We start from the raw sequence: 21866 nt of genomic DNA, 5'->3' as shown, positions 1-21866 counted from the left end.
CGCTCGTGTTCTCGGGTTAGTCGTGGAGGAGGCGGCGCGGGCCGGCGCCTTCTTCGCCGAGCTTGTCGCCCGGGTTGACCATCGAGCACACCTCGAAGGACAGGCAGCCGCAGCCGATGCAGCCGTTGAGGCGGTCCTTCATTCGGCGGAGCATCGCGATGCGCTCGTCGATCTCGTGGTTCCAATCCTGCGCCGCCGCGTGCCACATCCTCGGGCTGGGAGCCTCGGTGTCGCCGAGCCCGGCGAGCATCGAGGCCACCGTGCTCAAGGGGATTCCGACCTCGCCTGCGGCGAGGATGAACGCGACACGGCGCAGCATGGCGCGGTGGTAGCGGCGCTGGTTGCCGCTCGTGCGGCGGCTGATGATGAGGCCCTTGTCCTCGTAGAACCGCAGCGCGGAGGTGCGCACGCCCGCACGGGCAGCGAGCTCGCCGATGGTGATCTCGTAGTGCTTGTCCTCCATGCGGCCCACGGTACGCCTGGAGCTGAAGTTGAAGTTAACTTGAGGACGACGTGGGGGTGGCACATACGTTCTCGTCGTACCGGCGCTGCGCGCGGACCACGTCGGGCATGTGCTCGACGGCCCATTCGGTGAGCGCCCGCAGGGGGACGGTGAGGCTGTGCCCGCTGGAGGTGAGCGCGTACTCGACGCGCGGCGGGATCTCGGGGTAGACAGTGCGGCTCACTATGCCGTCACGCTCGAGCGCACGCAGGGTCTGGGTGAGCATCTTCTGCGAGATCCCGTCGATCCGAGCGCGCAGCTCGGAGAAGCGGTGCGACCCCTCGCCGAGGATCGCGATGACGAGGACGCTCCACTTGTCGCCGATCCGGTCGAGGAGAAGGCGCGACGGACATGAACGGTTGAATGGGTCCCATTCTGTGTCGATGTCGGTGTCGATGTGGTCATTGGGGGTGCTCGCGCCTGCCATTTTCGTTGTCCTTTCGCCCGCGGCGGTGCCGTGACCTTGATTGTCACCGACAGGTAACTCGGTTTCCGAAAAGTGCTCTCTACCCACGAGAGAGCTGGTCACTTATGGTGACTATAGGCCAAGTGGCCGAGAACGAAAAGGAGAAGAACATGACAAAAATCGTTGTTGTAGGAGGAACCGGCTACGCGGGCGGACACATCATCGCCGAGGCCGCGAAGCGCGGACACGAGGTGGTGTCGGTGAGTCGCTCGATCCCCGAGGGTGCGAACAAGGTCTCCGGCGCGGACTACATCGCCGCGGACCTTCTCGACGCGGACGCGGTGGCCGGGGCGATCCCGGCGACCGACGTCATACTCTCTGCTGTTGCGCCGCGGGGTCCGCTCGCGGGGAACACGCGGGGGGCGCTCGCAAAGTTGGGTGATCTGGCGCGCGACCGTGGCGTGCGGTACGGCGCAGTCGGCGGTGCGGGCTCGCTGCTCGTGTCCGAGGGCGGGCCGAAGCTCATCGAGACGCCGGACTTCCCGGACGCCTTCAAGGCCGAGGCCGCGGAGATGGGCGAGGTGCTCGACGATCTCCGCGCGCGTGAGGATTCGCTCGACTGGTTCTTCGTGAGCCCTGCCGCGAACTTCGGGTCATTCAACCCGGGCGAGGCCCGCGGCGATTACCGCCTTGGCGGGGACGTGCTGCTCGCGGATGCGAACGGCACCTCAGACATCTCCGGCGCGGACCTCGCGGTGGCGATCATCGACGAAATCGAGTCGCCGGCGCACCGCAAGGCCCGCTTCACCGTCGCTTACTGACGTCGAGCGTGCCGCGCCACCCGCGCGGCCGGGGCCCTACGGTTCGTCGAAGTAGGGCTCCAGGTCGGGCGCGTATCGGGTGTCGACGAAATCGGCGAAGGAGAACGGCTCGATGAGCTCGGCGTCTGCGAAGGCATCGGCGATGGACTGCTCGGAGTCGTTGAGAGCATCGGCCGGAACAGCTTGCCTGTCCTGACGGCGCCGCTGCGCGATCTTCGCAGGTTCGAGCGGTACGTCGACTGCCTGCGAATATTTTTCGGCCCATTCGTCCGGGTTCGCGGCTGCCCAATCCGAGGCCCTCGCGATCCGCTGTACGAGATCGGCGAGCGCGGTGCTGCGCTTCGAATCGCCGAGCGCGTCGAGGGAGGCGAGGCCGAACTCCGCGCCATTGGACACCGACTCGGCCGTGGCGAGCACGCGAACGTGCTCGGTGGTCTCGGTGAGCGCCGTGTACGGATCCCAGATTGCCCAGGCATCGACATCGCCGCGGCTGAACGCGGCGGACGCCTCGGCCGGCTGCAGATACACGGGCTCGATATCGTCGATCCCGAGCCCGGCCTTCTGCAACTGGAGTAGCAGGTTGCCGTGCGCCGAGGTGCCCTTGCCGACGGCGACCTTCTTACCCTTGAGATCGGCGACCGAGGCGATCTGTGAGTCGGCCTTCGAGAGGATCTGGTCGCCCTCCCCGGCCATGTTCGTCGCTGAGACGATCTTTATCCGCGCGCCCGAGGAGGCGCCGAAGATCGGCGGGGTATTGCCGGTGACGGCGAAGTCGATCTGCCCCGCCGTGAGAGCCTCTACCTGCGGCGGTCCGGAAGTAAAGGTCGACCATTCGATCTGGTAGGGGAGCTCGTCGAGCTCGCCGGCGGCCTGCAGGAGCGACTGCGTGCCGCCCTTCTGGTCGCCGACCTGGAGCGTGAGATCTCCGAGCGAATCGAGCGGGACGCGCTCGGGCTCGGCGGCCTCCTTCGCCTGGTCGGCCTCGCTCGTGACGCACGCCGAGGTGAACACGAGAACGCCGGCGAGCAGCGCCGCGATAAGTGCAAGGGTGCGAGAGTTGTGGCGCGTTCGGGGATGGGTGCGGGAATGGCTCATGCGTGCACGCCCAGGTGCTCGAGCAGGTGTGCCTTGTGGCGAGGGTCCGGCTCCTCGGCGCGCGGGGAGTCGATCCGCTCGGAATGCGCGACGCGCCCGTCGACGAGCACGTCCACGCGATCCGAGAGCGCGACCGCCTCGTCGACGTCGTGGGTGACGAGCAGGATCCCGAAGCCGTGGTGCCGCCACAACGAAAGTAGTAGCCCGTGCATCGTGTGCCGCGTGATCGCATCGAGTGCGCTGAACGGTTCGTCGAGCAGCAGCAGCTCAGGCGCGCCGACGAGGGCGCGGGCCAACGAGGCGCGCTGTGCCTGGCCGCCGGAGAGCTCGCCGGGGTACGCACCCGAATGCTCGCCGAGACCGACCTCGGCAAGCGTGCCCGCGACGCGCTCGGCCTTCTCGGCCGGCGAGATATCGATTTGGTTGAGGCCGTGCGCGACATTGCCGGCCACGGTGCGCCACGGCAGGAGGCTGGGGGACTGGAAGACCACGGAGGGGTTGCCGGAAAGGAGGATGCGCCCTCCGGCGTCATCGTCCAAACCTGCAAGCAGGCGGAGGGCGGTGGACTTGCCGCTACCGCTGCGGCCGATGAGCGAGACGATCTCGCCCGCGCCGATGCGCAGGTCGAGGCCGCGGAGCACGGGTGTCGCGCCGAAGCTGCGGGTGACGTCCTCTAGGAGTGCGGCGGCGCCCGAGTCGGTGGCGTCGACGGTGGCCTGGTGGGAATGTGCGGTGAGGGTCATGGCGAAAAACCTCGCTGAGTCGAAACGGGCTAGTGGTAGTGGCGCAGCGCGCGGCGTTCGAGGGCGCGGACGAGCGCGTCGGTGGCGACGCCGAGGATCGCGTACACGACGAGACCCACGAGAATGACGTCGACCTGCAGGAAATCTCGGGCGTTCATGATGAGGTAGCCGAGCCCGCTCGTCGCGTTGAGCTGCTCGGCGACGATGAGGGTGAGCCAGGCGATAGCGAGGGACTGCCGCAGCCCGACCAGCGCCTGGGGTGCGACGGAGGGGAGGATGACGTCGGTGAGGCGCTGGCGCCGGGAGAACCGGAATACCCGCGCGACCTCGAGCAACTTCGGGTCGATCTGGCGGATGCCCGCCGCGATCGTGAGGTAGATGGGGAAGAACACGCCGAGGGCGATGAGCAACACCTTCGGCACCTCGCCGATGCCGAACCACAGGATGAACAGGGGGATGAGGCCGAGGTGCGGCAGCGCCCTGATCATTTGTAGAGGCGGATCGAGGAGATAATCGGCGATTCGGGAGCTGCCGACGACAACGCCGGCGACGAGGCCTGCGGCGATGCCGAGCGCGAGCCCCTGGAGGACGCGGCCGGTGGAAATGAGCAGAGCCTCGCCGAGCTGGCCGCCCTGGGTCAGCTCCCAGCCGGCTTCGGCGATGAGCTGCGGCGCCGGGAGGACGCGCTCGGGGAGCAGGCCGAAGAACGAGGCGAGCTGCCACACGATGATGATCGCGACCGGCGACAGCCAGCGCAGTAGTCCGGGGCCGGTGGGTAGTCGTCGTCGGCCCCTGTCAGGTGGGGAGGCCGAGCTCGATACGGGGGCCGGAGAGGTGTCGGTGGCCGGTGCCGCGGGTGGCGCGGCGAGTAAGGAGGTCATGGCGTCGTGGAGTGCTTTCGTCGGGGGTGGTCGATGAACGAACATGTTTGTGGCCGCGCGCGGGACCGATCCACCCTTCGAATCAGCGTGAGCGAAAGTTGCCGCGGAAGTAGACAGATCTGTCTATTTCGGTGCTAAGGTTTGGCTCGTGACCGATCAAACTCCCCTCCCCACGAGTGCCCCGACGTTTCGGGTATCCGACGTCAGCGCTGCGCAGGTGCTGCGCGCCATCCGCTTCCGCGGCCCGGTGTCGCGGTCAGAGGTCGCCGACGTGACCGGACTGTCCAAGGCGACGGTGGCGCGCGCCGTCACGACCCTCCAGGACCTCGGCGCGGTGCGCCCGCAGCCCGGCCGGATGAGCCAGGGGGCGACGGGTCGGCCCGGCGCGATGCTCGAGCTCGACCCCGCCGGGCCCGTCGCCATCGCGGTGCACATCGGTTTGAAGAACTCGGTCGTCGCTGTGTGCGACCTGAGCTGCCGCGTGCTCGCCGCGCGCGAGATCCCCACCGAATCCTCGCCGGGCGACGCCGTCGACACGCTCTCCGCCGAGGCCTTCCGGCTGCTCGACGGATTCCGCGGGCGCCGGCTCGCCGCGGGCGGCGTCGCGACGGCGGCCCGCGTGACCGGCGGCGGCTGCGTGGACCACGACCTCCTCGGCTGGGCCGGCACGCCGCTGGGTGAGCTGTTCACCGAGACGATCGGCGTGCCCTTCTCGGTGGCCCCCCACGTGGAGGCGATGGCCGCGGCGGAACTGCTCGTCGGCCACGAGAGGCACTCCGGGACGACGCTGCTCGTCTACGGACGTGAGTACATCGGCTCGGCGCTCGCGATCGACGGCGTCGTGCACCAGCCGTCGGCCGGACCCGCCGACCTGCGCTACCTTCCGTTCGGCAAGGTTCCTCACCTCGACGACCGCGGCGAGGGGCTCATTGACACGGTCTCCGATCACGGTCTCGTCCGCGCTGCACGAAAGCATGGTCTGACGGCGGAAAGTGTGAGCGCCCTCGGCGAGCTCGCCGCCGGCGAGGGTGGAGAGTCCGGCGAGGCGCGTGCGATCCTGCGGGACCGCGCGCTCGCGCTCGGCCGCGTCGTGGGCACTGTCTCGGCGGTCCTGCGCCCGGACACCGTCGTCCTCGCCGGCCAGGCCTTCACCGACCATCCGAAATATCTGCCCGATGTGCTCGCCGGGTCTCGCGAGGTCGCCGTCGCGGGCCGGGCCCCCGCACTGCGCGTGTCCACGGCGGGACGCCGGATTCAGGAACAGGCCGCGATGGCCGTCGCGCTCGACAGGCTGTGCGCGGATCCGGAGGCAGTGCTCTCGGTCGGCGCCCGCCCGGGCGGTGAGGAGTCTCGACAAAAGTCGAGCCCGAAAAGCGGATTCGCAGCCTGACGCCGGAGTGCAGGGATTGCAGGGACGTCCGACGTCACGAACAATGGAGTAATGAGCGGACCCGAGGAAAATCGCTGGCTGGCAAGTGTGCGGGAGAATCCCGATAAGGCGAGTGAATACGCGGAGCGTTGGCGCCGCATCGAGGCCGAGGGAAACGACATCTTCGGCGAGGCGCGGCTCGCGGACGCGATGGCGCCTCGCGGCGCGCGCATTCTCGACGCGGGCTGCGGGACCGGCCGCATCGGCGGCTACCTCCACCGCGCCGGGCACGAGGTGTGGGGAGTCGACCTCGACCCGACCCTCATCGGCGTGGCGCGCGCGGACCATCCGGGGCCGACGTGGCAGGTCCAGAACCTCGCCGAGCTCTCGCTCGTCGACGGCGCGGGCGCACGCATCGAGTTCGGCCTGATCATCAGCGCGGGCAACGTGATGGGCTTCCTCGCCGGCGCCGAGCGCGCCGCGAGCCTACGCGGGATCTTCGCGCACCTGGCGCCGGAGGGCCGCGCCGTGATCGGCTTCGGGAGCAACTGGGGCTGGGAGTTCGGCGACTTCGTCGACGAGTCCTACGCCGCAGGGCTCGAGCTGCAGTCGCGCTATTCGACCTGGGAGCTGCATCCGCCGAACGACGATTTCTTCGTCGGGGTATTCGGCCGCCGGTAGCGCGCTACTGGCCCTGGCCGGCGGGCAGTCCGCCAGTGCCGACGGCCGGGTCGCACACGAGCCAGGAGCCGTCCTCCTGGCGCATCTGCACGTCCTCGTCGGTGCTCGCGCCCTCGTCGTCCGAAGAAGTGACGTGGGCGGTGGCGTTATCCCCGTCGAGCTCGACCGATTCGACGTCGAGCGAGGCGGGGAAGGCCGCGCGGATCTGCTCGGTGAACTGGGCGTCGAAATCGACGCCGGACTGGCCGGAGATCTCCGAGAGCGAGTTCATCACGTCGGTGTCGGGGCGGAACTCCTCGCAGATCTGCGAGCTGAACTCCTCGACGCTGGTCACCTCGGAGAGGTTCTGCAGGGTGGACTCGATGTCCTTCTGCGCGCGAGCCTCCGGGGAGCGGTCGGTGAACACGAAGAAGATGAGCGCGGCGACGATCACGATGACCGCGAGCACGGCCGCAATGGCGATGATCAGCTTCGTGTTCAGTCCGCCTGACTTCGCGCCGCCGGAGCCGCTGGCTCCGCCAAAACCGCCCGGTCCGCCCTGCCCGGAAGGCGCGGAGGCGTAGCCGCCTGTGGGCGCACCCGAGCTCGGCCCACGGCCGTGGCCTGCGGCATTCCCGTCGCCCTGCGCGGATCCGCGTGGCGCGGACTCGCCGCGCGGGCCGAAGCCCGGGACCGGATCCGGTGTGGGGCCCTGCGCGCCGGGGCCGGAGTTCGGTGACTGAGGTGGCTGCATCGTTCTCCCTTTCGCGCCCGTCCGCCTGCCGGACCGCGCTTCAAGCGACTCTGCGTCACCGTACACGGCGACGCTGCGCCGCCTGAACACGTGCTCGCTACGGCAGAGGTCCAGCGGGCTGGATCGGGCCGCTGCCTTGGGGCTTGCGCCAGCCGCCCATCCGGTAGGTTCCGGTGCCGGCGTCCTCGCGCGAGAACACCGCGAAGTAGTCCATGTGCGCGAAGCCCTCGGTCAGCTCGAACACGCCGTAGCCGTGCCGGTCGAGGTCGACCCAGCGGATGTGGTGATTGACGGCCGGCAGCGCGGTCTCCGCGGCGTCCGACAGCGGATTGCCCTCCGGCAGCCCGATCATGTCGTCGATGTTGTTCGAAGTGATTGACGGGACCACGAATTCGGCGCCGACCAGTCCCTCGGCGGGTGCGGCGGCGCGGCGCGGCAGGTCGCATGCCCACGAGGTGTGGATATCGCCGGTGAGGAACACGCAGTTGTCGATCCCCGCGTCGGCGATCGTGTCGAACAGGCGGCGGCGCTCGGCCGCGTAGCCGTCCCACTGGTCAGCGTTGTAGGGCACGCCCTCCTCGGGCAGGCCGGTGAGATCGGTGAGCGCCTTCGTCACTCGCGGGTCGAGCGGCGGCAACAGCACGGGCGTGATCATCACCGAGTTGCCCACGAGGTTCCACCGCGCGGTCGAGGAGGTCAACCCGCCGGTGAGCCAGTCGAACTGCGCCGCGCCGGTCATCGTGCGGCCCGGGTCGTCGATCGCGCGGCCCTCGTAGAACTTGGGCTGCTCCGAACGGTAGGACCGCAGGTCGAGCATGGACAGCTCGGCGAGGGTGCCCCAGCCGAAGCGCCGATAGAGCTGCCCGCCGTCACGAAGCGATTGGGGGCGGATCGGTAGCCATTCGAAGTAGGCCTGCGCGCCGTTTCGCTTGCGGCCGGAGTAGGATCCCTGCCCGGCGTCGTGATTCTCGGCGCCGTGCTCCCAGGCGTCGTTGGCGATCTCGTGGTCGTCCCACGTGCAGATCCACGGCACGTGCGCGTGGAGCCGCTGCAGGTCCGGGTCGGTGCGGTACTGCGCGTGGCGGCGCCGGTAATCGGACAGCGAGACGATGTCCCACGCCGGATCGTGCGGGCGGACGACTCCGTTCGGCCCCGCGTATTCGCCGTTGCCGTACTCGTAGATGTAGTCGCCGAGCTCGAGCACCGCGTCGATGTCGCCGCGGTCGGCAAGGTGCCGGTAACCGGAGAAGAACCCGGCCTCCCAGTTCGAGCACGAGACGACGCCGAAGCGCGCGCGGCCCGGCCTCGCCCCCGGCGCGGGCGCGGTACGCGTGCGCCCGACCGGCGAGGTCTGCCCGTTACACCGGAAGCGGTAGTAGTACCACGTGTCCGGGGCGAGCCCGCCGGCGTCGACGTTCACGGTGTGGTCTCTGCCGCCATTTGTGACGGCGGAGCCCGCGCGCTCGATGGCGCCGAAGCCCGCGTCGCGCGCCATCTCCCACTGGACGGTGGCCTCCGGGCCGGCCCCGGAACCCGGAGTGGCCTCGGGACCAGGGGTCACGCGGGTCCACAGGATCACGCGGTCGCTCAAGGGATCGCCGGAGGCCACGCCGTGCCGGAACACCGCATCCTGGGCCAGCGCCTCGGCGGGCGCGAACGGCCCGATGCCGCCCTTGCCGAGCGCGAAGGCCGAGCCGGTCGCGGCTGCGGCGACGGCGCCGGCCTTGAGTACGGTGCGGCGGTTCGTACCCGCGGGGCGGGCGTCCTCAGAATCCGAATCAGGGCGCACGGAAGTCGAGGACTGTGGATTACGGGGCAGGTCGTAAGCAGTCACAATCCTTCACTTAAAGCCATTCTTTATCTCCGTGTCCACTTTTCGGCGAAAGCTTCACCAAGTCTTCACCTTTTGGTCGCTTGTCCAACCCGGCGCCCGCCTCGTGTGCCCGACCACGTGTGACGGCGGCGGACGCGTCCGAACCTCTAATATCGTCACCATGACTTCTTTTGGTGATTTGCTCGGACCGCCCCCGACCCGCCTTCCCGGAGACCCGGAGGCCGAAGAGGGCATCGCCACCGGCGTCGACGCCCGCAAGGTCGCCGCAGAGAGCCCCACCGCCTCGATCGCCTGGGCGAAGCTCGCCGAGGACGCCTTCGACGAAGGCGACACGATCGGTGCGTATGCGTTCGCGCGCACCGGCTACCACCGCGGGCTCGATCAGCTGCGGCGCAACGGGTGGAAGGGCTTCGGCCCGGTGCCCTTCGATCACGAACCGAACCAGGGATTCCTCCGCTGCGTCGCCGTGCTCGCCCGCGCCGCGCAGAAGATCGACGAAGTCGACGAGTACGAACGCTGCTTGGAGTTGCTGCATGAGTGTGATCCGCACGCCGCCTCGGCTCTCGGCCTGGCGTGAGCGAGTAGACCAGGGGGCCTATGGCTTCTACGCCCGGCTTCCCCCGTCGATGCGTGAGCGCGTCCGGCGGGTCGCCTATGCGCTGATCCCGATCGTGCAGTGCGGCATCGGTGCCGCGCTCGCGTGGTGGATCGCCAGCGAACTCCTCGGCCATGAGCGTCCGTTCTTCGCGCCGATAGCCGCGACCATCGCGCTCGGGGTGTCGATGGGGAAGCGGCTCCGACGCGCCTTCGAACTCGTCGTGGGCGCGGTCATCGGCATCGGCCTCGGCGATCTTCTCATCTCCGCAATCGGCTCGGGGCCGTGGCAGATCGCCATCGCCGTCATCGCCGGGCAGACGATCGCGGTATTCCTCGACAAGGGCGCGATCTTCTCCGGCCAGGTCGCCACGTCCGCGGTGCTCGTGGCGACGCTACTGCCGCCGGGCAGTAACACCGGGTACGAGCGCATGATCGACGCGCTCGTCGGCGGGCTCATCGCCCTCGCGATGATGTCGCTGTTGCCCGTCCACCCCATCAAGCGCGCGCGGCGCGAGACGGCCTCGCTGCTCGGGGTGTCCTCGTCGATCCTCCGCGAGGTGGCCGAGGGGCTGGAGAGCCGGGACGTCGACCGTATCGGCGACGCTCTCCAGTCGGCGCGCGATACCCAGCCGGCCCTCGACACACTGCGAGAGCAGGTGGGCGGCGGCAAGGAGATCATCTCCATCTCGCCGTTTCACCTCACCAAGCGCAGCGAGCTCGACGGGATCGCCGACGTGCTCAACCCGCTCGACAACGGGGTGCGCAACATCCGCGTCCTCGCCCGCCGCGCCGCCACGTCGGTCGAGGACTCGGTGGATATCCACCCGAAGCTCATCAACCTCATCGACCACCTCGCCGACGGCTTGGAGGACCTCTCGCGTTACGTTGCGCGCATCCCGGACGCGCCCGACCAGGTGACGATGACCCGCCAGCTCCGCATGGTCGCAGCCGGCCTGCAGCGCGAGCTCGTCTCCGGCGGCGGCATCACCGAGACCGTGGTGCTCGCGCAGATGCGCTCGATCCTCGTCGACATGCTCCAGGTCGCCGGCCTGTCGAAGATCTCCGCGCTGGCCACGCTCCCGGCGACCGTGCCGAAGCCGGCCGTCCGCCCGGAGCCGCTCACCAGTGGCGAGGCCAAGTCGACCGAGGGGCTGGCGCCGAAGGATGCCGCGCGCGAGGTGCTCCCGCCGCGGGTCATCAAGAACATGCCCGAGGTGTTCCTCGACGAGGACTAGCGCTTCTTTCTGCGCACGTAGACCTGCTTCCGGACGCGGGCGATGGTGTTGCCGTCGCCGTCGGTGAGGTCGGTGGAGAACCAGGTGAGCACCTTGTCTCCGCCGGCGGCCTGTTCGCGGATCCGGTCGATCTCCTCGGGCGTGGCCTCGAAGGTGCCGTAGACGGTGCCGCGGCCGGGCGCGACGAACTCGATCTCGCCCGCGGTATCCCACACGGTGTAGGAGCTGCCGAGCTGCTGCATGACAAGGAACATCCACCACGGATCCGACATGGAGAATAGCGATCCGCCGAATGCGGTGCCCACGTAGTTCGTGTTCCACGGGCGGCGGCTCAGCCGGACCTTCACCGACGTGAAGTCCTTGGCGAAGGGCTCGACGCGCACGCCGGAGGCGAGGAACGGCGGCCACAGGCTCATGGCGATCGACAGGGTGCGCGGGTGTGACAGCGCCCTCTTCAGTGGCGTGACCGATTGAGTCATTGTCGAAGATCTCCATTCGCGGATCGGCCGATTCGGATTATGGTTTATAGCATAAAGCGTAGGGTGGAGGGCATGGCAAATGAAGCAACTCCGACGTCAGACGCGGGTGTGGTGAAGCGCCGTGGAAACACCCGTGACCGCATGGTGCGCACGGCGGGCGAGCTGCTCGGTGAGTATGGCGTGGCGGGGACGAGCATCGACAGGGTGCTTTCGGTGAGCGGGGCGCCGCGCGGGTCGGTGTACTACCACTTCCCCGGTGGGCGCGCGGAGATGCTGTCGGCGGCGGTGGAGCAGGCCGGCGAGTTGGTGTTGCGGACGATCGGGGAATCGCCGGATCCTTCGGTGGCGCTGCGGTCGTTCGCCGATTTCTGGCGGGCGCGGCTCGAGGCGACCGGTTTTCGTGCTGGCTGCCCGGTGCTGGCGGTGACGGTGGACGAGAATCCCGAGCTGCCGGAGTTGCACGATCAGGCCGCGGCGGCGTTTGCGGGGTGGCAGGACGCGCTGGCCGCGCGCCTGGCCGAGTCCGGGTTGGATGACGGCGCGGCCGCGATGCTCGCGGAGCAGTCGCTATGCCTGCTCGAGGGTGCCGTGGCCGTGTGCCGCGCGCGCCGCGAGATCGCCCCGCTGGATTCGGCGGTCGATGCGATCGGCGCGCTCTATCGGTTGCGCGCCGAAGGTTAATCAGAAGAAAAATTGTTCACGCTAATTTATTTGTGACTTGTGGGGCTTTATAGGGCAATTGTGGCCGTTGGTGCAGCATGTTCGCGAATAAATCCTGATTTAATTGGTGCGACGAGCACAGGTTTCTACGAATTCACGACTAATTAATTCTCAGCTGATTGTGTGGGTCGTGCTCGTCGGGCCGCCCGCAGTGTGCGTGAGCGCGGCCTGGTGGGCCACGAGTCCCTTGCGAAGTTCACCACGGAGAAAGTAGCCACGTATGTCTATGTTGCGCCGCTCCGTCCGCAGTGTCTCGGCAGTCACCTTCTCGGCCTGCATGGTCGTGAGTATTGCCGGCGCGGGCGTTGCCCAGTCCCAGTCCCTCGAATCCCAGTCGACGGCCGCTTTCGGCTCGCTGCAGCAGGCCGGCTCCTCGCTCGGCTCGCTCGAGGACCTCCTTCCCGGTGGCAAGGCCCCGAAGAACATCATCTACATGGTCGGCGATGGCATGGGCTTCAACCACGTCGCCAACACCAACTTGTTCGAGTCCGGCCAGTCGCGCTACGCGGTCGAGGGCGAGGCCGACGGCGAGGCGCTGGAGGAGGCCGGCGGTGAGGCCGTGCAGGTCTACGAGGGCGACGAGTGGCAGCAGTCCTCGATGTCGACCTACCCGGTGGACAGCGGATACGACCCGGTCAAGGCGTGGAACGACAACGACTACATCAACCAGAACGTGACCGATTCGGCTGCGGCCGGAACGGCGATGGCCACGGGACAGAAGACCCTCAACGGCATGATCGGCGTCGACGCCGAGGGTAATGAGCTCGAGAACACCAACGAGCGCGCTCTCTCGATCGGTAAGTCCGCCGGTGTCGTGTCGTCGGTTCCGTTCAACCACGCGACCCCGGCCGCATGGGGCGCGCACAACTCCGACCGCAACGCGCTGCACGACATGGCCGACGAGATGATCGACAGCGATCTCAACGTCATCTTCGGCGCCGGGCACCCGGACTTCGACGACAACGCCGCCGGGCGCGACGCGAAGTACGAGTACCTCTCCGAGGAGGGCCAGGACCTGCTCGAGTCCGGCGATTCCGGGTTCGAGTACTTCGATGACAGCGAGACCTTCGCGGACCTCGCCGCGGGCAACGTGTCCTCGGATCGCTACTTCGGGCTCGCGCCGGTCGCCACGACGCTGCAGCAGAACCGCGACGGCGAATCGGTCGTGCCCGGCGATGTTCCGGCCAATGACGTCACCGACCTGCCGACGATGTCCACCGCGGCGCTCAACGTGCTGGGCCAGGACGAGGACGGCTTCCAGGTGATGATCGAGGGCGGCGCCATCGACTGGACCGGCCACGCGAACGAGTCGGCCCGCAACGTCGAGGAGACCCAGGACTTCAACGCGGCGGTCGAGGCAGTGAACGTCTGGGTCGAGAAGAACTCGAACTGGGACGAGACGCTCGTCATCGTTACCGCTGACCACGAGACGGGTTACCTCTCCGGCGAGGACCAGGGTGACGGGTGGAAGGCGCTGCACGGCCCGACCGGACAGCTTCCCTCGCACCAGTGGTACTCGGGTAACCACACGAATCAGCTCGTGCCGGTGTTTGTGCGCGGTGCTGGCGCGGACGCGGTTATCGCGGCCGCCGACAAGCAGGACCCGGTCCGCGGCTCCTACATCGACAACACCACGATCGCGAAGCTCACGCTCGAGAACTGGTGGACCGCCGAGGGCAAGTAGTCCTGACGCAGGTAGCGGCCCGCCCCGTGTCGACCGGAAGGTTGGCACGGGGCGGGCTTTTCGCTGTCTGGGCGTTCTGGCGTTCTGGCGCGCTTAGGCGCTAGGGGCGGACGAGGTGCATCGGCTCGGTATGGCGGTACACGCTAGACCGCTTGACCGGGCGCTTGGCGGGAACGCCGTCGCGCACGACGATGGCACCGGCGGTGCCGAGCTGCACGGCGCGGCCGTCGAACCATTCGCGGCGGCGGCGAAGCCCGTGCTTCTTGCCCGAGGCCACGCGCACGCCGGGCCCCTCGAGGGAGGGGAGGAGCTCGACGAACGGGACCTTTCCGGTGAATACGTGCTCGGAATCGGCATAGACCTGCCCCTCCAGCGGTCCCTGCTCGGGTCCGGTCCACAGCGCCTGGCCGACGATCGCCTGTCCGGATTCGTCGCGGATAAGGACGGCCTGCCTTGCGGTTCCGGTCGCGGCGAGCTCAGCTGCGGCCTCGCCGTGGGGGAGGTCGTATGCGTTGGTCACGGGGCTCGCGGTGGCGCGGACGAACGCGACCTCGGTGCCGAGGCGCTCGGTGCGCATGAGCCGGGTCATCACCGCGGCGAGGGCCGCGTCCGACCCGGCGACGACGAGCCGCTCGGATGCGAGCTCGAGGGCCTCGTCGATCTGCGCCTTCGTGGGAATCGCCTCGCCCGACGTCATACGAAATGAGTCCAGTGGCGCGAAGGTGGCGGCGTCCCCGCAGCGGAGAATGTGCATGTGTCCACTATGCAGGGAGTGCTGGCTAGGGGCGAAGTGGCGGGCGCGAACTTTCCGCAGTGTCGGAGGTAGGCGGTAACCTTATGGGTTGGTGCGTGCAGAACGTGCCGGGAAGTCCAATTTCCGCCGCCCGGGCCCGGTGTGGTGCCCGCGGCGAACGTGACGAGGTGACGAATAATATGCCCGCGATCGTGTTGATCGGCGCCCAGTGGGGCGATGAAGGCAAAGGCAAGGCCACCGATATCCTCGGCGGCCGCGTGGACTACGTGGTCAAGCCGAACGGCGGCAATAATGCCGGCCACACCGTGGTCGTCGGCGGCGAGAAGTACGAGCTCAAGCTGCTGCCCGCGGGCATTCTCTCGCCCACCGCGACGCCGGTGATCGGCAACGGGGTCGTCGTCAACCTCGAGGCGCTGTTCGAGGAGATCGAGGGGCTCGAGGCGCGCGGAGCGGACACCTCACGCCTGCGGATTTCCGCCAACGCCCACCTTGTCGCGCCGTATCACCAGGCGCTCGACAAGGTGACCGAGCGCTTCCTCGGCAAGCGCGCGATCGGCACCACGGGACGGGGCATCGGACCGGCTTACGCGGACAAGGTCTCGCGCGTCGGGCTGCGCGTGCAGGACGTGTTCGACGAGTCGATCCTGCGGCAGAAGATCGAGGGCGCGCTGCACACGAAGAACCAGGTCCTGGTCAAGATCTACAACCGCCGCGAGGTCGAGGTCGAGGAGATGGTCGAGTACTTCCTGTCCTTCGCCGACCGTCTGCGCCCGATGGTCGCGGATACGACGTTGATGTTGAATGAGGCCCTGGAGGACGGCAAGAGCGTGCTCATGGAGGGCGGCCAGGCGACCATGCTCGACGTCGACCACGGCACCTACCCATTTGTGACGTCGTCCAATCCCACCGCCGGGGGAGCCTGTGTCGGCTCCGGTATCGGCCCCACGCGGATCACGCACACCCTGGGAATCGTCAAGGCGTACACGACGCGCGTGGGCGCCGGGCCGTTCCCGACGGAGCTGTTCGATAAGTGGGGCGAGTACCTACAGGTCACCGGCGGCGAGGTCGGCGTGAACACCGGGCGCACCCGCCGTTGTGGCTGGTACGACGCGGTGATCGCGCGGTACGCCGCCCGGGTCAACGGCTTTACCGACTACTTCCTGACGAAGCTCGACGTGCTCACGGGGATCGGCGAGATCCCGATCTGTGTCGCCTATGACGTCGACGGCGAGCGGTTCGACGAGATGCCGATGTCGCAGTCGCAGATCCACCATGCCGAGCCGATCTACGAGACGATGCCCGGCTGGGAAGAGGACATCACGGGCGCGCGGCAGTTCTCCGACCTCCCCGCCGCCGCGCAGGACTACGTGCTGCGGCTAGAGGACCTGGCGAAATGCCACATGTCCTACATCGGCGTTGGTCCGGGTCGCGACGAGAACGTCGTGCGCCGCGACATTCTCGCTTAGGGGACTTCTCCAGCTGTTCGTAACGGCTGATGGACGTGGTCGATAGACCCACTAAGGGATTCGCACACCCGATCCGCAACGCAAAGGAGCGAATCATGTCCTCGACCATCCGCACCCGACGCTACGCCGGCATCGCCGCGACCGCCTCTGCTCTCGCCCTCGGCGGTGCCGTGTTCGCAGGCCCGGCCGCGGCCCAGTCACCTGGAATGGGCACCGTCGACAACGCGATCTCTGCCGCCTCGTCCAACTTCGGTGACCCGGGCTCGCTCAGCCTTCGGTACCTCTTCGGTCCCGGCCCCGGCGAGATCACGTGCATGGCGATCACCCCCGGCTGCATGGGATTGATCCCGTACCTGATCGCCACGTCGCAGTCCTAAAACGGTCCGATCGCCTCCGCCGCTGCCGCGTATGACGTAGCTCTCAGTTTCGAGAGTTAACGCCTGGGGCGACGGAGGCGATGGATTAGCATAAGGTCATCAACGCACGTCCAACCTCGCTGAGTGGGCGGACATAGCAAGTACGACTTTCACTTTCGTTCGCGCCGGCGCCACGTCGGTATTCCCGCCCAGGAGGCCATTCATGAGCTCGTCGACCATCAACTCCCGCCGCACCGCCATCGTCGCCGCCGCTGCAGCCGTCGCGCTCGGCGCCGCTTCGCTCACCGGCGTTGCCAACGCCGCCGAGGCGGGCGAAACCACCGGCAGCGTGAGCGGGCTCAGCAGCGGCGAGAACGCGGGCACCGGCAGCCTCACCTCGGACAGCGTCGGCGATTTCTTCGAGAACCCGGCAGTGCAGGCCGGCGGCGTTCTCGTGCTCGGACTGGGCGTGGCTGCGGCGCTCGCCATCGGCGCCGGCATCCAGGGCGGCGCGTTCAACGACGTGCAGCTGCCCTTCTAGACTTCGCACTGGCTGCGACACAGGCGCGGTCCTCATCTCGAAGGAGATAAGGGCCGCGCTTTGTGAATTTCGGAAAACGCCGGCCTAGCCGTGGCTTACTACGCTATGCCCACACGCCCGCGGCGGGCGTGGCCTCGCGCGGGGGCTGCGAGGGCGTAGGCGAGGCGGTCGCGGAGAAGCGCGGCGCCGGCGCCGGGCCGGTGTCGCCAGCAATGTCGACGTAGATGCCGCGGGCGGTGTTGTGCTCGTTCTCGAGGGCCTCGGTGTAGGAGAGAACGGGTGTCGTGCACGCATCGGACCCGGCGAAGACCTCGGCCCACTCGTCCCGGGTGCGCGTGGCGAAGCGCGCGGCGATGAGCTCGCGTAGCTCGCCCCATCGGTCCACGTCGAACTGGCCCGGATCGTTCTCGCCGTCGACGCCGAGGAGCTTTGCGAACTCGGCGTAGAAGTGCGGTTCGAGGCAGCCGACGGCCATGTACTTGCCGTCCGAGCACTCGTAGGTGTCGTAGAACGGGTAGCCGGTGTCGAGCATGTTCTCCCCGCGCATATCGGACCACTGTCCGCGGGCGCGCATTGCCCACTGGAACTGGCCGAGCGTCGCGGCGCCGTCGACCATTGCCACGTCAACGACCTGCCCCGCGCCGGTGTTTCCACGGCTGTAGAGGGCGGCGAGGATGCCGGACATCGCGAACATCGAGCCGCCGCCGAAATCCGCCGCGAGGTTGAGCGGCGGGACGGGCTTCTCGCCGCGGCGGCCGATCGCGTTGAGGTGCCCGGTGATCGACAGGTAATTGATGTCGTGCCCGGCGAGGTTCGCCCACGGTCCGTCCTGCCCCCAGCCGGTCATGCGGGCGTAGACCAGCCGCGGGTTGAGCTCGAGGGACTCTTCCGGTCCGATGCCCATGCGCTCGGTGACCCCGGGGCGGAAGCCCTCGATGAGCACGTCGCCCACGCCGATGAGGCGGCGCAGCTCGCCGAGGCCCTCTTCGGACTTGAGGTCGAGCTCGACGATCGTGCGGCCGCGGCGGGTGATGTGCGCCCAGCCATCGCGGGACTTCTCGGTCTCGCCCGGCCGCAGCACCGTGACGACGTCGGCACCCATGTCCGCGAGCATCATCGCCGTGTGCGGGCCGGGGCCAATGCCGCCGAGCTCGATAACGCGCAGGCCCGCAAGGGCTCCGCCGGCGTGTGGGGATGCGGTCTCCGACGTCATAGATGGTCCTTTGTCCTGGCGTGGTCTACGGGTTCTGCGGCCCGCTTGGTGAGGGCATGCAGTGATCACAACTGTAACGTGTTCTAGTCGCGGGGCGGGCTGAGTCCGGCAAAACCCGGGCGTTCGCGTCGACGCGCGGCGGCGGGCCGGATACCGTGGGAGGTTATGACACCCCAGGTGACACCGCAGCCCACCGCCGATTCGGTCAGCGACGAGTCCATCCCGCGCCGGGTGCTCGTGCTCGGCCTGGCCGACGAGGCCGAGGAAATGGCCGCGGCGCTGCGCCGACTCGGAATGGCCGTCGCCGTCGCCGCCGATCCCGACCCCGAGCAGCTCGCGAGCATCTGCGAGCAGTTCACCCCGGATGTCGTGGTTCCGGTCGGGGCCATTTATGACGTCGGAGTGCTGGATCTCCTCGAGGACCTAGGCGCACGCGTCGCCCCTTCGAAGGCGGCCGTGTCCATGGCGGGACGCCGCGACGAGCAGCTGCGCTTTGCCTCGGACTCGCTCGGGCTTCCGGTGGCGCGCTACGCCACGGCGCGCTCGTCCGTCGAGGTCGAGCAGGCGACCGGCGTGCTCGGCTACCCGTGCGTCGTCACCCCGGCGCGCGCCGATTCCGGCATGAGCTCGATCGTCGAATCGGCCGGCGACATCCCCGCCGCGTACGGACGCGCGGGCAGCCGCGACGTCGTCGTCGAGACCAAGGTGACGGCGGACGTGGAGATCGTGATGCTCGCGGTGTCCGGGGTGCAGTTCTCCGGCGGTTCGCGCGAGCCGGTCATTCATTTTTGCGAGCCGATTGGCGTCGCGCGCAAGGGCAACGGCGCGATCCGCGAGATGTGGCAGCCGCAAGAGACCACGGAGGGCGAATACGATGCGGCACGCTCGGTGGCCGCGCGCGTGGTGCGGGCTCTCGGCGGGCGCGGGGTTTTCGCGGTGCGTCTACTGGTGCGGCGAGGCGACGTGTACTTTGCCGGGCTCGAGATCGGGCCGGCGGCGGCCGGGGTTTTGACGGTGTCCAGCCAGATGTTCGACCAGTGGGCGCTGCACGCGCGCGCGATCGTCGGGGCGCCCAGCGAGGTGACGATGACCTCTCCGGCCGCCGGTGCCGCGCTCGACCGCGCGCTTTCGGTGGGCCTGGTCGGGCGAGCGCTGGACGTGTCCGAGTCCGCGCTGTGGATTTGCGAGCGGACGAGCGAGTTCTCGCCGTGGCAGTGCGGGGCCGCGCTGGCCACGGCTGATGAGGTGTTACAGGCGCGCGAGCGTGCGCGCGAGGTGGCGTCTCGGGCGCTGCCGTAAGGGCCTGCGCGGGAAGAGTTTTCCTTCCGGGTGTGGACAACGTGGCTGCCGGCGAACACGTTGTGGACGCGCGGCTTCCAGGGCTGTTTCCGGCCCTAGCGTGAGTGGTGGATCGACCAGTCACCACGCGCCGAAGGACCGCCCATGGACCCCGCACGACTAACTGATGACGCCGCCGGAGCGGAGGCTTCTGCGGCGCAGCCGTGCCGTCCCGAAGACGTCGCGCTCGACCCTGAACGCCTTGTTGTTCTCGCGGGACGGTTGCAGAATCTCGCTCTCGAGGCGGATGCCGAGCAGCCGGGCCCGCGGCTGATCGGGCCGCCGACTCCTGCCGCCCTGGCCGCGGCCGAGTCGCCCGGCTCCCGCAGCGCGGCGACGCTCGCGATGGAACGGCTCGCCAGGGTGTGCGCCGACTTCGCTTCGGGGGCCGCGCTTCGCGAGCGCGGGATGAGCCTCGATCGCGAGCTCGCATGGCTGCGCCGGGAGGCCGCCGATATCGGCGGCCTTGCTGCGCGCAGCGTGCGCTCGCTGGTCGGTGCGGACGAGGACGGCGCGTCCGGGGTGGGATCCGCCGGTGCCGGTGCCGGTGGCTCGGGAGCGGGCGAGAGGCCGGCGGCGTGAGTGCGGCCGTGGCGGCTGAGGCCGCCCAGACGGTCGGCGATTCGGCGCGTCGGTGGGGAGTCATAGCGATCGAGCTCGCCTCTATTTCCGCAGGAATGCGGGATGGCTGGTCCGGGCTCGCCGCGCTGGCCACGTTCGCGCGTCTCGACGAACTTGCCCGCCGCATCGAACGGACCATCGGCGAACACGCACACGTCGCCGAAGTCCTCGCTGCGGAGGGCGCCCGCCTCGAAGAGGCTATCGCCCGGGGCGATCGCGAGGCCGCTGCCGACGCCGACGCCGCGCTCGTGGCTCTCCTCGGGACCGACTGGGAGGCCGAGCGCGTGCGATCCCTGCTGCAGGGGCCCGCCGTCGACGCGTCCACCGCTCCGGCGGCTCTGCGCGGGCATGGGCCGCTGCCACCTCCGCCGTCACACCTGGCTCTCGATCCGGCGGTGAGGGCGGCGACCTGGCATGGGCTCTCGCCGTTCCAGCGCGCGGCGTGGGCGGAGCGCGCGCCCGGCCTGTCCGATGGTGCCGGGCTGCCCGCGACGAGCCGCGATGCGCTCAACCGGATCGAGCTCGCTCGGGCGCTCGGTGGCGCACCCGCCGGCGAGGACGACCGGACCCACCGCAGGATGACGTCGGCGGCGCGTCATCTCGCGGCCACACCGGAGGCGCGGTTGCTGGGCCTGCGTCCCGACGGGCGTGGGGTGCTGGCCTCGGGGGATCCCGGAGATGCGAGCGAGGTGGTCACGCTCGTCCCGGGCACCGGCGCGTCGATGGAGACGATCGATCGCAGCGTCGAGCGTGCGGCGGCCGTGTGCGAGGAGCGCGGAGGGCGCGGAAGCGGCGACGACGAAGGGGAGAAGAGGTGTGTGTCGATCGCGTGGATGGACTACGAGGCACCCGAGACGATTCCCGCGGCCGCGCTCGATCGTGGGCGGGCCGAGGACGCCGCGCCCAGGCTGCGCGAATTCCAGGACGGGCTGCGCGAGATGACCGACGGGAGGCTCGGTGCGATCGGGTACAGCTACGGCGGCGTCGCGCTGGGGCTGGCTGCGGGCGGGGACGGCCTATCCGCAGACGCCCTGGCGTTCGTCGCCGCGCCGGGTGTGGGGGCGGAGCATGCGAGCGATCTCACGCTGCGCGATGGTGAGGGCGCCCGGCGCGAGGGCGGCCCGGAGTCGGTGTCCGCGGTGGCGAGCCGGTGGGATCCGATCCCGTGGTGGGCGCTGACGAAGACCTTCGGACCCGACCCCGCGGACGCGGATTTCGGCGGGGATGCGAGGCGTGTGGATGGGTTCGTCGGGCACTCGGACTATTTCGATCGCCGCAGTGTTCCGCTGGCCGAGATCGGTGAGGCATTGGGTGAGTAGAGGTACTTACGCCGGTGGGGTGTTGTAATGGAAGGCATGAGCGAATCCGTGGAATCCGTGAGCCCGGCGCGGGCCTGGGCGCAGCTCGCCTCCGACCCGAACGCCGTGCTCGTCGACGTGCGCACCGCGAGCGAGTGGAGCTGGGTGGGCGTGCCCGACACGAGCTCGCTCACCTCTCGCATGGTGTTCATCGAATGGGTCGGGTCGACCGGGGAGCGGAACGAGGATTTCTGCTCCGAGCTCGCCGACGCGGGCGTGGGCGAGGAGTCCAACGTGTACTTCTTGTGCCGCTCGGGCGCCCGCTCGCAGGCGGCCGCGGAGGCGTCGGCGTCGAAGGTCGGCCAGGCATTCAATATCCTGGACGGGTTCGAGGGGCCGCTCGATGCCGATGGGCATCGGGGGACGAGCACGGGGTGGAAGGCCTCGGGGCTGCCGTGGCGCCAAAGCTGAGGTAGCTCCTCGCGGGGTTTGTCGATAA

24 protein-coding genes are annotated in these 21866 nt (G+C 68.9%); 14 read left to right on the top strand and 10 right to left on the bottom strand.

The window, feature by feature from the left end:
- Positions 1-16: 16 nt before the first annotated feature.
- Together soxR and BJL86_RS14280 are read right to left on the bottom strand one after the other, a co-directional pair.
- Entirely contained in the window at positions 17-463 is a 447-nt protein-coding gene (gene soxR, locus BJL86_RS14285) for a redox-sensitive transcriptional activator SoxR (protein ID WP_067478542.1), read from the bottom strand.
- Between the two features lie 34 nt (positions 464-497).
- Positions 498-929: a winged helix-turn-helix transcriptional regulator gene (locus tag BJL86_RS14280; protein WP_067478539.1), complete on the bottom strand. Its 432-nt coding sequence runs from the start codon at positions 927-929 to the stop codon at positions 498-500.
- A gap of 149 nt (positions 930-1078) precedes the next feature.
- Between BJL86_RS14280 and BJL86_RS14275 the strand changes: the two genes are divergently transcribed.
- Entirely contained in the window at positions 1079-1729 is a 651-nt protein-coding gene (locus BJL86_RS14275; protein WP_067478593.1) for an NAD(P)-dependent oxidoreductase, read from the top strand.
- A 36-nt stretch (positions 1730-1765) separates the two neighbouring features.
- On the opposite strand, the gene BJL86_RS14270 is transcribed toward BJL86_RS14275, so the two are convergent.
- Genes BJL86_RS14270 through BJL86_RS14260 form a run of 3 tightly spaced genes read right to left on the bottom strand, consistent with a single transcriptional unit; the run spans position 1766 to position 4448 of the window.
- A complete protein-coding gene (locus BJL86_RS14270) occupies positions 1766-2824 on the bottom strand; it encodes an ABC transporter substrate-binding protein (protein WP_067478536.1) in 1059 nt (352 codons plus the stop codon).
- Positions 2821-3567 carry an ABC transporter ATP-binding protein gene (locus tag BJL86_RS14265; RefSeq protein WP_067478534.1) on the bottom strand — a complete coding sequence of 249 codons (747 nt, stop codon included), beginning with the start codon at positions 3565-3567 and terminating at the stop codon, positions 2821-2823. The genes BJL86_RS14270 and BJL86_RS14265 overlap by 4 nt, the downstream gene beginning before the upstream one ends.
- Positions 3568-3596: 29 nt before the next feature.
- Positions 3597-4448, bottom strand: a complete 852-nt coding sequence (locus tag BJL86_RS14260) for an ABC transporter permease (RefSeq protein ID WP_075845056.1) — start codon at positions 4446-4448, stop codon at positions 3597-3599.
- Between the two features lie 148 nt (positions 4449-4596).
- Here BJL86_RS14260 and BJL86_RS14255 point away from each other — a divergent pair, with 148 nt between their 5' ends.
- Both BJL86_RS14255 and BJL86_RS14250 read left to right on the top strand, forming a co-directional pair.
- Positions 4597-5838: an ROK family transcriptional regulator gene (locus BJL86_RS14255; protein ID WP_198034329.1), complete on the top strand. Its 1242-nt coding sequence runs from the start codon at positions 4597-4599 to the stop codon at positions 5836-5838.
- 51 nt (positions 5839-5889) lie between these two features.
- Positions 5890-6498: a class I SAM-dependent methyltransferase gene (locus BJL86_RS14250; protein WP_075845054.1), complete on the top strand. Its 609-nt coding sequence runs from the start codon at positions 5890-5892 to the stop codon at positions 6496-6498.
- A 4-nt stretch (positions 6499-6502) separates the two neighbouring features.
- Here BJL86_RS14250 and BJL86_RS14245 read toward each other — a convergent pair whose 3' ends face one another.
- Positions 6503-7231, bottom strand: a complete 729-nt coding sequence (locus BJL86_RS14245; RefSeq protein ID WP_083657654.1) for an Rv0361 family membrane protein — start codon at positions 7229-7231, stop codon at positions 6503-6505.
- A 97-nt stretch (positions 7232-7328) separates the two neighbouring features.
- Positions 7329-9020 carry an alkaline phosphatase D family protein gene (locus BJL86_RS14240; RefSeq protein WP_075845053.1) on the bottom strand — a complete coding sequence of 564 codons (1692 nt, stop codon included), beginning with the start codon at positions 9018-9020 and terminating at the stop codon, positions 7329-7331.
- Positions 9021-9225: 205 nt separating this feature from the next.
- On the opposite strand from BJL86_RS14240, the gene BJL86_RS14235 reads away from it, so the two are divergent.
- Entirely contained in the window at positions 9226-9642 is a 417-nt protein-coding gene (locus BJL86_RS14235) for a DUF3151 domain-containing protein (protein WP_067475688.1), read from the top strand.
- Positions 9599-10897 carry an FUSC family protein gene (locus BJL86_RS14230; protein WP_156515353.1) on the top strand — a complete coding sequence of 433 codons (1299 nt, stop codon included), beginning with the start codon at positions 9599-9601 and terminating at the stop codon, positions 10895-10897. The genes BJL86_RS14235 and BJL86_RS14230 overlap by 44 nt, the downstream gene beginning before the upstream one ends.
- On the opposite strand, the gene BJL86_RS14225 is transcribed toward BJL86_RS14230, so the two are convergent.
- Positions 10894-11376, bottom strand: a complete 483-nt coding sequence (locus tag BJL86_RS14225) for a DUF4442 domain-containing protein (RefSeq protein WP_067475683.1) — start codon at positions 11374-11376, stop codon at positions 10894-10896. The genes BJL86_RS14230 and BJL86_RS14225 overlap by 4 nt on opposite strands.
- A gap of 72 nt (positions 11377-11448) precedes the next feature.
- Between BJL86_RS14225 and BJL86_RS14220 the strand changes: the two genes are divergently transcribed.
- The gene (locus BJL86_RS14220; protein WP_082908579.1) at positions 11449-12057 is read left to right on the top strand and encodes a TetR/AcrR family transcriptional regulator; all 609 of its coding nucleotides are present in this window, start codon (positions 11449-11451) and stop codon (positions 12055-12057) included.
- Between the two features lie 259 nt (positions 12058-12316).
- Entirely contained in the window at positions 12317-13780 is a 1464-nt protein-coding gene (locus BJL86_RS14215) for an alkaline phosphatase (RefSeq protein ID WP_067475678.1), read from the top strand.
- Positions 13781-13880: 100 nt separating this feature from the next.
- On the opposite strand, the gene BJL86_RS14210 is transcribed toward BJL86_RS14215, so the two are convergent.
- The gene (locus tag BJL86_RS14210) at positions 13881-14534 is read right to left on the bottom strand and encodes a hypothetical protein (protein ID WP_067475675.1); all 654 of its coding nucleotides are present in this window, start codon (positions 14532-14534) and stop codon (positions 13881-13883) included.
- Positions 14535-14713: 179 nt separating this feature from the next.
- Between BJL86_RS14210 and BJL86_RS14205 the strand changes: the two genes are divergently transcribed.
- From BJL86_RS14205 to BJL86_RS14195, 3 genes are all read left to right on the top strand, one after another.
- Positions 14714-16000 carry an adenylosuccinate synthase gene (locus BJL86_RS14205; RefSeq protein ID WP_067475672.1) on the top strand — a complete coding sequence of 429 codons (1287 nt, stop codon included), beginning with the start codon at positions 14714-14716 and terminating at the stop codon, positions 15998-16000.
- 95 nt (positions 16001-16095) lie between these two features.
- A complete protein-coding gene (locus BJL86_RS14200; protein WP_067475669.1) occupies positions 16096-16377 on the top strand; it encodes a hypothetical protein in 282 nt (93 codons plus the stop codon).
- Between the two features lie 202 nt (positions 16378-16579).
- A complete protein-coding gene (locus BJL86_RS14195) occupies positions 16580-16897 on the top strand; it encodes a hypothetical protein (RefSeq protein WP_067475666.1) in 318 nt (105 codons plus the stop codon).
- Positions 16898-17000: 103 nt separating this feature from the next.
- Here the strand turns inward: BJL86_RS14195 and BJL86_RS14190 are convergent, their stop codons facing one another.
- Entirely contained in the window at positions 17001-18110 is a 1110-nt protein-coding gene (locus BJL86_RS14190) for a CaiB/BaiF CoA transferase family protein (RefSeq protein WP_067475663.1), read from the bottom strand.
- 165 nt (positions 18111-18275) lie between these two features.
- On the opposite strand from BJL86_RS14190, the gene BJL86_RS14185 reads away from it, so the two are divergent.
- The 4 genes from BJL86_RS14185 to BJL86_RS14170 all read left to right on the top strand — a co-directional run bounded on the left by BJL86_RS14185 (position 18276) and on the right by BJL86_RS14170 (position 21838).
- Entirely contained in the window at positions 18276-19409 is a 1134-nt protein-coding gene (locus BJL86_RS14185) for an ATP-grasp domain-containing protein (protein ID WP_075845051.1), read from the top strand.
- A gap of 144 nt (positions 19410-19553) precedes the next feature.
- A complete protein-coding gene (locus BJL86_RS17285) occupies positions 19554-20030 on the top strand; it encodes a hypothetical protein (protein ID WP_075845050.1) in 477 nt (158 codons plus the stop codon).
- Entirely contained in the window at positions 20027-21388 is a 1362-nt protein-coding gene (locus BJL86_RS14175; RefSeq protein WP_075845049.1) for an alpha/beta hydrolase, read from the top strand. Before BJL86_RS17285 ends, BJL86_RS14175 begins: the two co-directional genes overlap by 4 nt.
- A gap of 36 nt (positions 21389-21424) precedes the next feature.
- Positions 21425-21838, top strand: coding sequence for a rhodanese-like domain-containing protein (locus tag BJL86_RS14170; RefSeq protein ID WP_067477537.1), 414 nt, complete (start codon positions 21425-21427; stop codon positions 21836-21838).
- Positions 21839-21866: the final 28 nt, after the last annotated feature.

The sequence above is a fragment of the Dietzia timorensis genome, from assembly GCF_001659785.1.
GTDB lineage: Bacteria > Actinomycetota > Actinomycetes > Mycobacteriales > Mycobacteriaceae > Dietzia > Dietzia timorensis.
The sequence above is the reverse complement of the archived record's forward strand: the minus strand, read 5'-3'. Positions and strand labels throughout refer to the sequence as shown.